Genomic DNA, 12,367 nt, shown 5'->3' with positions numbered 1-12,367 from the left:
TATCGGATTTATTTTTGTGTTATATTAAGTATAAACAAAACCTGTAAGCGCTTTCAACTACCTTTGCATAGGAGGATGAATTATGGGAAGTTTCATAAACGATAACTTCATGTTACAAAACCAGGTGGCAAGGACATTGTATCATGATTACGTGGAACACCTGCCGATAATTGACTATCATTGTCATCTCAACCCGAGGGAGATAGCGGAAAACAAGAAGTATGAAAACATCACCGAGGTATGGCTTGGAGGGGACCATTACAAGTGGCGTGCAATTCGTGCCAACGGGATTGATGAGAAATATATTACAGGGAACGCCGATCCTAAGGAAAAGTTTATGAAATGGGCCGAAACGGTGCCGTATCTTCTTGGGAACCCGTTGTATCACTGGACCCATCTTGAGCTGAAGAGGTATTTCGGAATCGATGATTTGCTCTCCCCGGAAACGGCAGAAAAAATATGGAACAGATGCAATGAATTACTGGCGTCGGATGAATTTTCAGTCAGGGGTCTGATTAAAAAATCCAACGTTGAATTAATCTGTACCACCGATGATCCGATAGATACCCTTGAATACCACAAGGCAATCAGAGAGGACAAGAGCTTTTCAGTCAAAGTTCTTCCGGCTTTCAGACCTGACAAGGCGCTTAATATAAATAACCAGGGTTTCGCCGAGTACATCGCGGCTTTGGAGAAGGCTGCGAATATGAAGATTTCGTCGGTTACCGATCTCAAAAAGGCACTTGAAAACCGTATTTCGTATTTCCATGAAAACGGCTGCAGGGTTTCGGATCATGCTTTGGAATATGCCGTCTATGAGGAAGTTGACGAAGAAACGGTTGACAAAATCCTCACAAGAGCTCTGAACGGCGAAAAGGTGTCCCGGCAGGAAGCTGATCAGTACAGAAGCCATATGCTGGTCTTCCTTGGACGTGAATACGCAAAGAGAGGCTGGGCAATGCAGCTTCACTTGAACTCAATCCGTAACCTGAATACCCGAATGTTCGCCGTTCTCGGTCCTGACACCGGTTATGATGCGATAGGCGACGCGCAGCAGGCAAAAGGACTGGCTGCATTACTGAATGCCCTTGAAAAGACCGGAGAGCTTCCAAAAACAATTTTGTACAGTTTGAACCCTTACGACAATGAAGTACTGTTAACAGTAATGGGATGTTTCCAGGGCAGTGAGGTACCGGGCAAGATACAGCTGGGATCGGCATGGTGGTTCAATGACCAGAAAGACGGCATGGTTGCTCAGATGAAGGCCCTGGCCAATATGGGACTGTTAAGAAGGTTTGTCGGAATGCTCACCGATTCGAGAAGCTTTTTGTCTTATACAAGGCATGAATATTTCAGACGAATACTGTGCAATTTGGTGGGAGAATGGGCAGAGGCCGGAGAGGTTCCGCTCGATATGAAGCTGCTCGGTTCCATGGTACAGGAAATTAGTTATTACAATGCCAAGAATTATTTCGGATTTTGACATGTAATTGAATAAAGGAAAAATTAATAATAGCAGAAGGGGCTGTCTACGATTTGTGATGTCTGGCAGCCCCTCATTTTTTATTAAGTATCTGTCATTGTTTTTACCCTTAAAAATTGCACAAGACGTAAACTTGTATGCCTTTATGCTTTTCGGGTTAAATTAGATTGGCGTACACTTAACATTGAGAAAAAAAACTGTAAATGTTATATTATTAATTAAAGTTTGTTTACTGTTTTTTCAAATTTTTTAATCAGGAGTGATTTTTTCTTGAGTCAGGCAGATATTATTTTTATTGAAATGTGCAAGGATATACTGGAAAACGGATACAGTTCGGAAGGGCAGAAGGTACGCCCGCGCTGGGAAGACGGAACGCCGGCCCATACCATTAAAAAGTTCGGTGTGGTAAACAGGTACGACTTATCGAAGGAATTTCCGATACTTACGCTAAGACCCATTAATTATAAGGCCGCAATAGACGAAATCCTGTGGATATGGCAGAAAAAATCTAATAACGTACGTGACCTTAACAGCCACATATGGGATCCATGGGCCGATGAAAACGGATCCATCGGAAAGGCTTACGGATACCAGCTTAAAATTAAGCATAAATATCCTGAAGGCGAGTTTGATCAGGTGGACAGGGTTCTGTATGATTTGAAACACAATCCGTACAGCAGAAGGATAATTGTCAACATGTACAATCATGCCGATCTTCATGAAATGAGACTGTACCCGTGTGCGTACAGCATGACCTTCAATGTGACCGGAAACAGGCTGAATGCGATTTTGAACCAGCGTTCCCAGGATGTGCTTGTGGCCAATAACTGGAATGTGGTGCAATATGCCGTTCTTGTGCATATGTTCGCTCAGGTTACCGGGCTTGTGGCAGGCGAACTTGTACATGTAATAGCCGATGCCCATATATATGACAGGCATATTCCGATTGTGAAGGAACTTATCCGGAGAAAGCCTTATCCTGCGCCCAAGCTTATCATTAACCCTGAAGTAAAAAATTTTTATGATTTTAAGGTGGAGGATTTTGTTCTTGAGAATTATCAGCATGGGGAGCCTGTTAAAAATATACCCGTGGCAGTTTAATCCGATGCCGTTGTTTTGCAGGCCGAACAAACAGGGTATATATTCGGAGCAGGTGATAAACCCTGATGATAGGATTTTTATGGAGTGAAAACTATGCAGGAGTGGATTATAATAGCGTCCGCGGATAAAAACTGGGGGATTGGCTATAAAAATAAGCTTCTGGTGAAAATTCCGGAAGATATGAAACATGTTTCGGCGAAAACCACCGGAAAGGTTATTGTTATGGGAAGAAAAACACTGGAGTCCTTTCCCGGGGGAAGACCTTTGCCAAACCGAACGAATGTGGTACTGACGACGAACGTCGGTTATAAAGTCGAAGGTGCGGTAGTGGTACACAGTATTCAGGAATTAATGGACGAGCTAAAGGATTACGACGGAGAAATATATGTGTTCGGCGGAGAAAGCATATACCGTCAGCTTATGCCATATTGCACAAAGGCATATATAACGCGCATAAACAAAGAATTCCAGGCGGACTCTTTTCTTCCATGCCTTGATGAAATTGATGGCTGGAAGCTTATTAAAAAGGGCCGGTGGCAGACGAGCAGGGAAGGCATTGAGTATCGGTTTGATGAATATATAAGGAGTATATGATTAAATAGGTCATATACTCTTTTTAAGAATATTTTTAACGGAGGTATCAGATGGAGAATAAGAGCATTACAGTAACAATTGACGGAAAAAAGTACAGTGTAACGAAAGGAAGCACACTTGAACAAATTAAGAATGATTTTTACAGCGACAGCAAGTCAATTGTTGTTGCCGCATATGTAAATAATGAAATAAGGGAACTGACTTACGCAGTTACCGAGGACTGCAATATAACTTTTATAGACCTTTCCACTGCCGACGGGGCGCGAATTTATGAAAGAAGCCTTACCTTTTTGCTGGTAAAGGCATTTCATGATATATTTCCCGGTGAATCGCTGGAAATTTGTCATTCGGTGAGCAAAGGGCTGTTTTTTGAGTGTTCGGTCAGGGGTTTGGATGAAAATGGCGTAAAAATTATTGAAGCGCGAATGCGGGAACTGGTGAACATGGACCTGCCCTTTGAAAAAAAGACCATGCCCACCGAAGAGGCAAAGCAACTTTTTATTAACAAGAACAGGCCTGATAAGTACGGAGCGATAAAATACCGAGAGAAACCCTATGTTACATTTTATAAATTTGACGACATGGAAGACTATTTTTACGGTTACATGGTTCCGTCCAGCGGTTATCTTTCACTGTTCAGACTTGAATATGACAATGGCGGTATTGTGTTAATATCGCCGAGAACAACAAATCCAAACACCATCGAGGAACACGACATCCCCAAAAAGCTTTTTCAGATTTTCAGTGAATACAGGCAGTGGGTAAACATCCTTGGTGTGGACAATGTAGGTAAACTTAATGATATTGTGGAGTCCGGAAAGGCGGATGAATTTATAAGAATATCCGAGGCTCTTCATGAGAAGAAGATTGCGCGTATAGCCGATATGATTGCCGAAAGGAAGGACAGGGTAAAAGTAATACTTATAGCCGGCCCTTCTTCATCCGGAAAAACCACTTTTGCCCAAAGGCTGTCAATACAATTGAGGGTAAATGGATTAATCCCCGTTACCATATCCACTGATGATTATTTTGTAGACAAGGATAAAACTCCGCTGGATGAAAACGGAAAGCCGGATTATGAAGCCCTTGAAGCGGTGGATTTGAAATTGTTTAACGAGCATCTGAACAGCCTGATAAAGGGGGCAGAAGTAAGTATTCCCACTTTTAATTTTCTTACGGGAAAGAGGGAATACAGAGGCAGAAAACTTCGTCTGGGCAAAGACCATGTTCTTATCATAGAAGGAATACACGGCCTTAATCCGAGGTTAACCGAAGAGGTCAACGAAGACAGCAAGTTTAAAATATATATAAGTGCTATAACCTCGATGAGGATTGACAAACATAACAGAATACCCACAACCGATCTCAGGTTTATTCGCAGGATTGTACGGGACTATAAATTCAGAGGCTGCCCCGCTGAAAAGACGATAGAGCTGTGGCCATCGGTAAGACGGGGCGAGGAAAGGAACATATTCCCGTTCCAGGAACAGGCCGATGTTATGTTTAACTCCTCGTTGATATATGAGCTGGGGGTTCTGAAAACTCTGGCGATACCGTTGCTTTCGGAAATTCGGCCAGACCAGCCTCAGTATGCCGAAAGCAGACGTCTGATTGAGTTTTTAAGTTACTTTTTGAACATAGAAAGCGATGAAATACCACCGAATTCAATACTGCGTGAATTTATAGGGGGTTCATGCTTTTTTAAGTAAATTGGTTAATTTTTTTAATTTTCTGTCGTAAATTGAAAATTTGGGTATTGTTTTGTCGGAATAAAATGGAATATAATATATACTGATGATATAAAAGTATATATTTGTAAAACCCAAATGACAATTGGTTCTAAGAACGGTGAGAATTGTGAATAAGGAAATAGATATTATCATCGTTGACAACAACGAGGAATATGCACTGGAGGTGGAAAAAAGTCTTAAAACGGTTCCGGCCTTCAGAATAGTAGGGAAGGTGTACGATGGGGAAACAGCAGTGAAAAAAATTATTGAGCATAAGCCGGATGTAATTATTCTTGACCTTGTAATGCCTGTCAAGGACGGCATAGCCGTCCTTGAAGAAATAAGGACCATATCTTTTGAACCGAAACCTGTCATTATTGTTTTAACAGCCATTGGAAACGAAAAAATCATAAAAAAGGCTCTGAGCCTTGGCGCGGACTATTACATAATTAAGCCGTTCGATATGGATTTGCTTCCGAAAAGGATTATGCAAATATACGGTGATTTCGAGCGCGCGGAAAGGCAATACAGAGAATACGGTAAAACTGTGAAATTGCCCAATTTCGAAAGTGAAAAAAACGAAAGTGATGAAACCGAGAAAAACACTGTCCGCGAAGATCTGGAACTTTACGTACGCAGAGTGCTTATGGAACTGGGAGTTCCTGCGCATTTAAGCGGTTATGGGTATTTGCAGATGGCCATAGTGGAAAACTCCCTTTGCGAGCGCGGAACTATTCCAATAACGAAACAATTATACCCCATGATAGCGGAGGCCTTCAATACTTCAGCCGGAAGGGTTGAAAGGGCAATACGGAATGCTATACGCAAGGTATGGCAGGAAGGAAACAGAAATGAGTTAAGCAAATACTTCATATATTCCGAGAAAAGAAAAAATCATCCCCCGACCAATTCTGAGTTTATATCCACGATTGCGAACAAAATCAAACTTACATATCTTTCAAAATGAAAAATTATTTTGGGATAAATAAATTCCCTCATGACGGGCGGGAAATTTTATTCCCGGACCCGTTGTGAGGGAATTTTCGATCACAGTATTTGTCGTAATTTAATCAGTAAGGCGAGATGTTTTCGGTTTTGCTGTTCGCTGAAGCGCCTCCGTGTATTGTGCAGTATTCGCCTTCATATATTTCATAATACCAGTCCGCAGGATAAGGATCTGACGGGAACATAGGTTTATATTCCACGGGCCTGCGTATGAAAACTCTTTCCACCACCGTTTCAGGCGGGCAGTACTCGTTTGCAAGCATGGGTCTGCCGAACTCGTCCTTGCATAACGTACATACTTTTGCTTTATAGTGAACATCGCACTTATCGCCGTAATCCGGCTCAGTACCTTCAATGAAGTATTCCTCCACAACCCTTGAACCTCTTGGATCCTGCCTGCAAAGATCTGTTGCGAGTTTTCCTGAATCCTTGCATATTTGTCTTGTAACTATTTTCGGAGGTACGGATGAATAAAACGGCACTGCATCAAGCTTCTCATGGATTTTCGTCATTACTGCCTGCCATATTTTTCTCGCATTGGCTGATTCGGCTGAAACCATGGAAATAGGAACTTCTTTGTTGTCATAACCATACCATGTGGCCGCCACATAATATGGAGTCATACCGCAGAACCATCTGTCAATATTATTGTCCGATGTTCCTGTTTTCCCCGCTACCGGTATGGTCTGACCTTTGCCGTTTTTCACAACCAGACCTGCAGCCGTACCTTCGGTTACCACGTCCTGAAGAATATCGTTCATTATGAAGGCTGTCTGCTCAGAGTATACTTTTGTTCCCTTCGGGTTCTTTTCAAGTATCACATTGCCGTTTACGTCCTCGACTTTTGTGTAAAAATAAGGTTCCCAATAAACGCCCTTGTATGCAAACACAGTGAATGCTGATGCCATTTCCAGAGGGCTCATCTGATTCGTAAAGCCGCCCATTGCTATTGAAATTTTCCCTTCGTCTTCCCATCTTGGCAGCCCAACTTTTTCAAGGTAGGTCAGACCCACCTTGAAGGTGGTGTAATCCCTTAGCACGAGAGCGGCAATAACGTTACGTGATTGGGCGACAGCCTCTCGGATGGTTGTTAACCCGAAATTCTTTCTCTCCACATTCTGGGGATATAGTCTTGTTCTTTGTTTTTCGGGGATAGACGTATCATTAAGAAGCATATGCTGAGGTACGTCGTCAATAACTGTTGCGGCGGTTATACGTCCTGTTTCGATTCCGGGCGCATACACGAGGAGCGGCTTTATACTTGATCCGGGGGAACGCTTCATTTGCGTTGCCCTGTTAAAAACGCTTCCTTTCTTTTCGCCATATCCACCGTAAAGACCGCGCACAGCGCCAGTTTCAGGATCAATCACCACCATTGCGGCCTGCGGTGTTTCACCCCGTTTTTTTGCTTCCTCGTTTACCTGCGGGAAGTAAGTATCATCGGTAAATACCTCATCAAGGGCTTTTTGGACTTTCGGATCCATTGTGGTATATATTTTCAGCCCGGAATTGTAAATCATATCTTCGGCCGCTTGGGCGCTTATGCCTTTCTGTCCGCTTAAGTCTTTAATCACGGCTTTTACAACCTCGTCAACAAAATACGACTGATTGCTGTTTTTCGTGACTTTTCCTGCACTGGGGTTATAATTAAACTGTATTTCTTCCTGCATTGCCTGTTCATATTCGGCCTCGGTTATCATGCCCTGTTCGAGCATTAACCCGAGAATCATATGCGCCCTTTCGATGTTATTTTTTTTATTCTCTTCATTAACCGGGGCGTATTTTGACGGCCACTGGGTGATTCCGGCAAGACTTGCGCATTCGGCAAGAGAAAGTTCTCTTACGTCTTTTCCGTAATAAACCCGTGCCGCGGTTTCAATACCATATATCGTTCCTCCAAACGGGATTGTATTCAAGTATCTGGTAAGTATGTCTTCCTTTGACAGGCCTTCCCGTTCAAGCTTCAGTGCCTGCCACATTTCCTGAATTTTCCGTTTTATTGTAACATCATCTGCGCCGGTCAAATTTTTTACCATTTGCTGAGTAATGGTACTTCCGCCCTGGAAAGTGTGTTCACCTCTCAGATAAGACTTTGCGCTGTAGAATGCCGCGTATATGAATCTTTTAAAATCAACGCCCTTATGTTCCCAAAAACGCTTGTCTTCCACCGCTATATAGGCATTAATCAGGTTTTTGGGTATGTCCACGTAATCAATCCAGACGCGGTTTTCATTGCGTTTCAGTTCGGCAATAACGTTTCCCTCAATGTCATAAATAAAGGTATTGAATTTTGTCAATTGCAGATCACTGGCGCTGAGCTCGGGTGTGGTAACAATATATCCGTAAATAAGACCGGCACCAAGTCCGCCTACAATAGATCCTACCAGTATCAGAACAATAAGAATCAGTTTCAACGCCCCACCCAAAACCCTGAGAGCGTATAACAGTCCAGCAACTGCCTGATGCCGCTTTTTCGGAACGGCTGTTTCAGGATTTAGTTTGTTTCCCGTTTTAAAAAGTTTTTTACCTTTGTTTTTTCTTAACATTAGATTAAAAAACCTCATAATTTTTCCTCCCAAGAGGAATGCTTATTTTCGGAGAATTTTTTTAAAAACTGTTTAATTTTATACGGTTAAAAAAGGTAAAATATACAGGCAGGAAATATTTAAGGTCGGGTTTATCCGAATAGCACCCTCTAAAAGATGTTAATATTATAACATAAATTTATGAAGTCAAAAGTTTTTTTTCGATTACACTGGAACTTTGGGGAATAATTCATTATAATTGTTAAAAGTATATTTCTTAGTATGATTTCATTTTAAGTTAATATATGCAAATTTACAACCTATGAAAGGATGGGTAAATTGAGCAGGAATGTTTTTGATGTTTTGAAGGAACGGGGTTTTATTGCTCAGACTACGAATGAAGATAAAATACGCGAAATATTGGGCAGTCAGCAGGTTACTTTTTACATAGGTTTTGATCCCACTGCCGACAGCTTGCATGTGGGGCATCTTCTGCAGTTGATTGTGATGTCTCATATGCAGAAAGCAGGGCACAGGCCGATTGCAGTGCTCGGCGGCGGAACGGCGATGGTGGGAGATCCCAGCGGAAGAACAGATATGCGTCAAATGCTTACAAAAGAGCAGATTGATTATAATGCGAGCCGGTTTAAGGTCCAAATGGAGAAGCTTATTGATTTTTCGGACGGCAAGGCTATTATGGTCAATAACGGAGACTGGCTTCTGGGATTGAATTATGTGGAATTCTTAAGGGAGATAGGCGTGCATTTTTCGGTTAACAGAATGCTTGCGGCAGAATGCTTTAAATCAAGGCTTGAAAGAGGGCTTTCCTTTATAGAATTTAATTACATGCTGATGCAAAGTTATGACTTTTTGAGACTGTATCAGGATTACAACTGTATTCTTGAATTGGGCGGAGACGATCAGTGGAGCAATATTCTTGCCGGCATTGATTTGATACGCCGTGTTAAGGGAGAAGAGGCATATGGAATGACATTCTGCCTGTTGACAACCAGTGAGGGGAAAAAGATGGGAAAAACCCAAAAAGGTGCGGTATGGCTTGATCCTGAAAAAACTTCCCCCTATGATTTCTACCAGTACTGGCGCAACGTAAACGATGCCGATGTTATAAGATTCCTTAAGCTGTTAACATTCCTGCCGATGGAAGAAATTGAAAGACTGGCCCAGTACAGGGATGAAAAAATTAATGAAGCCAAGGAAATCCTTGCTTATGAAGTAACTAAAATTGTCCATGGCGAGGAGGAGGCCCGGAAAGCTCAGCAGGCGGCAAGAGCTCTGTTCGCCGACGGCGGTGATTTGAGCAGCGCTCCGACAACCGAGATAAGCGGGGATGATTTAAAAGACGGCATCGGTATACTGGATCTGCTTATGAAGGCCGGTTTGATCCCCTCAAAAGGCGAGGGAAGAAGACTTATAAGCCAGGGGGGAATTTATATCAACGGCGAACGTGTAGATGATCAGAACAGAATAATCACTTCCGATGATTTTAAAGAAGGGCAGCTGTTTATAAGAAAGGGTAAAAAGATGTATCACAGAGTTGTTATTTCAAATTAGAAAACGGCAGAAAAGCTTTTTGATAAAAAATAAAATGTTGGTTTGATGATGATATGTTTTTATATTTTTCTTGGCTGGTGGGGGGGTTATTTTAATGGAGATTAAAGTTGGAGAAATAATAAGAGCGAAACGCGAAGAAAAAAACATTTCTTTGAGCGATTTTGCAAGGGAATTGGATATTTCGCCGGGATACCTGTCACAGATTGAGAACGGTATAAAAAAGAATCCCAATCTTGAAATACTGCTGAAAATAATCAATAAGCTGGATATTGATTTGTCCATGCTTCTGGGAGTTGAAAACCGGGAAGAAAACTACATGGTGAAAATACCGTCCCTTTTAAAACTCACACTGGCAAAAGACAGATATAACAAAGTGCTTGAGGAACCCGAAGTTTTGAAAAAATACTGTTTACTGACGGAGCGTATTCTTGATGCAAAATATATGATTAATGACATAGATTTATACAAAATGTTTCTGAACGATATCATAGATCAGGCTGAAACAATGGTCAGACGTTATATGAACATTGAAGTGCTAATAAACAGAAAACAGTAGACATTCAAGGGAAAGGTATATTTTCCAGCTTTAATCGCTAACTTGCAATTAATGTTTTGTGTATGGTATAATTGTCCGGTACATAGAAAATTGATGATAGGAGGCTATAAATCATGAAACACATAAAAACCTTGAGCGGCAATATATTAAATAAGGATTTAAAGAAGGTTGGCTGTGGCGAATGCCAGACATCATGCCAGTCGGCCTGCAAAACCTCCTGTACAGTTGCCAATCAGAAATGCGAGAGGTAATATGGCAATTATCAGATGGGGCTGTAAAAGCCCTTTTTATTTCTTAAAATTTTAATTACAGAAATAAGGGGAAGAATTGATGATTCATCAGTTTAGAATTTTTGATACGAATATGGTTCTTGATGTTAACAGCGGTGCGGTGCACATACTCGATGACGTGGCGGCAAGGGTATTGTCATGCTTTGATGAAAACGGTGCACCCGCGGAAGAAAAAGTATCGCTTCTTAAACAGGAGTTGGGCGAAGAAGTAGTTGATGAGGCTCTGTCAGAACTTGAAACGCTGAAAGCAAACGGGCTTTTGTTTTCGTCCGATCCCTATGAAGAAATATTCACATCACGAACAACGCCAACCGTTGTCAAAGCGCTTTGCCTTCACATGGCACATGACTGCAATTTGCGGTGCAAGTACTGTTTTGCGGGGGAAGGAAACTATCATGGCGAGAAGTCCCTTATGTCCCCTGACGTCGCAAGGAAGGCTATTGATTTCGTTATAGAAAATTCGGGCAACAGAAGGAATATTGAAATAGACTTTTTCGGCGGCGAGCCGCTGCTGAATCTCGAGACCGTCAAGCGCACCGTTGAATACGCGAGGGAAAGGGAAAAGAGCGCAAACAAGAGGTTCAGGTTTACAATCACTACAAACGGTCTTTTGCTCAATGACGAAATAATGGAATATCTGAATGAAACAATGGATAATATCGTTTTAAGTCTTGACGGGCGCAGGGAAGTAAACGACGCGATGAGGGTAAGGCGCGACGGCAGCGGATGCTATGACACGGTTGTGCCTAAATTCCGGAAAATGGTATCGATTCGTAAAGAGAAGGATTATTATATTCGCGGGACGTTTACGCAAAATAATCTTGATTTTTCAGAAGATGTCATGCATATGGCCGATCTGGGGTTTGATCAGTTGTCAATAGAACCGGTGGTGCTTCCCGACGGTTCAGGGCTTGAAATCAGGAAGGAACATCTGCCGAAAATATTCTCCGAATATGAAAGGCTGGCATTAAGGTTATCGGAATTAAGAAAACAGGGAAGAAAGGTAAACTTTTTTCACTTCATGCTGGACCTTGAGGGAGGGCCTTGTGTGGCAAAGCGGCTCAGAGGATGCGGCTCTGGAACGGAGTACCTTGCGGTCACGCCGAATGGTGACCTGTATCCGTGCCATCAGTTCGCAGGGTATGAGCAGTTTAAACTCGGAAATGTTTTTACCGGCATTACAAAACGGGAAATAGTGGATACTTTCAGGGAGATAACCGTTTATACGAAGAAAAAATGCAGAAACTGCTGGGCAAAATTCTACTGCAGCGGCGGGTGCGCGGCAAATGCTTGGAGTTTCCGCAAAGACTTGTTTGATGTTTATGAAATAGGCTGTGAACTGGAGAGAAAAAGAATTGAATGTGCCTTGTGGCTCAAAGCACAGGAGTTGGTAGGATAGCCTGTAAAATTTGCAGCAATTTAATCTTTACGGATTTTTCTGAATTGGGTTGCCGGCGATGGGTCTGAAATCTTTTGTTGACCAAAGAACCTGACAGGATTTATAATAACAT

At 42.1% G+C, this 12,367-nt stretch carries 10 protein-coding genes; 9 read left to right on the top strand and 1 reads right to left on the bottom strand.

The features are described from left to right. Positions 1 to 82: 82 nt before the first annotated feature. From uxaC to spo0A, 5 genes are all read left to right on the top strand, one after another. Positions 83 to 1,483: a glucuronate isomerase gene (gene uxaC / locus CST_RS09895; RefSeq protein ID WP_015359766.1), complete on the top strand. Its 1,401-nt coding sequence runs from the start codon at positions 83 to 85 to the stop codon at positions 1,481 to 1,483. 270 nt (positions 1,484 to 1,753) lie between these two features. After that, positions 1,754 to 2,584: a thymidylate synthase gene (thyA, locus tag CST_RS09890; protein WP_015359765.1), complete on the top strand. Its 831-nt coding sequence runs from the start codon at positions 1,754 to 1,756 to the stop codon at positions 2,582 to 2,584. A 93-nt stretch (positions 2,585 to 2,677) separates the two neighbouring features. After that, a complete protein-coding gene (locus CST_RS09885; RefSeq protein WP_015359764.1) occupies positions 2,678 to 3,178 on the top strand; it encodes a dihydrofolate reductase in 501 nt (166 codons plus the stop codon). 50 nt (positions 3,179 to 3,228) lie between these two features. Beyond that, positions 3,229 to 4,887, top strand: coding sequence for a nucleoside kinase (locus CST_RS09880; protein ID WP_015359763.1), 1,659 nt, complete (start codon positions 3,229 to 3,231; stop codon positions 4,885 to 4,887). Positions 4,888 to 5,035: 148 nt separating this feature from the next. Then, the gene (gene spo0A / locus CST_RS09875) at positions 5,036 to 5,875 is read left to right on the top strand and encodes a sporulation transcription factor Spo0A (RefSeq protein WP_015359761.1); all 840 of its coding nucleotides are present in this window, start codon (positions 5,036 to 5,038) and stop codon (positions 5,873 to 5,875) included. A 103-nt stretch (positions 5,876 to 5,978) separates the two neighbouring features. Here spo0A and CST_RS09870 read toward each other — a convergent pair whose 3' ends face one another. Next, positions 5,979 to 8,459: a transglycosylase domain-containing protein gene (locus CST_RS09870; protein ID WP_242823547.1), complete on the bottom strand. Its 2,481-nt coding sequence runs from the start codon at positions 8,457 to 8,459 to the stop codon at positions 5,979 to 5,981. Positions 8,460 to 8,768: 309 nt separating this feature from the next. Between CST_RS09870 and tyrS the strand changes: the two genes are divergently transcribed. The 4 genes from tyrS to scfB all read left to right on the top strand — a co-directional run bounded on the left by tyrS (position 8,769) and on the right by scfB (position 12,255). After that, positions 8,769 to 10,010: a tyrosine--tRNA ligase gene (tyrS, locus tag CST_RS09865; RefSeq protein ID WP_034842752.1), complete on the top strand. Its 1,242-nt coding sequence runs from the start codon at positions 8,769 to 8,771 to the stop codon at positions 10,008 to 10,010. A gap of 94 nt (positions 10,011 to 10,104) precedes the next feature. After that, positions 10,105 to 10,566, top strand: coding sequence for a helix-turn-helix domain-containing protein (locus tag CST_RS09860; protein WP_015359758.1), 462 nt, complete (start codon positions 10,105 to 10,107; stop codon positions 10,564 to 10,566). Between the two features lie 113 nt (positions 10,567 to 10,679). Beyond that, complete coding sequence (scfA, locus tag CST_RS13260; RefSeq protein WP_015359757.1) at positions 10,680 to 10,817, top strand: six-cysteine ranthipeptide SCIFF; 138 nt, start codon at positions 10,680 to 10,682, stop codon at positions 10,815 to 10,817. A gap of 79 nt (positions 10,818 to 10,896) precedes the next feature. Further along, on the top strand, positions 10,897 to 12,255 hold the full coding sequence (scfB, locus tag CST_RS09855; protein WP_015359756.1) for a thioether cross-link-forming SCIFF peptide maturase: 1,359 nt from the start codon (positions 10,897 to 10,899) through the stop codon (positions 12,253 to 12,255). Positions 12,256 to 12,367 lie beyond the last annotated feature (112 nt).

Origin of the sequence: Thermoclostridium stercorarium subsp. stercorarium DSM 8532, assembly GCF_000331995.1 — a bacterium.
GTDB classification, from domain to species: Bacteria; Bacillota; Clostridia; order DSM-8532; family DSM-8532; genus Thermoclostridium; species Thermoclostridium stercorarium.
The sequence above is the reverse complement of the archived record's forward strand: the minus strand, read 5'-3'. Positions and strand labels throughout refer to the sequence as shown.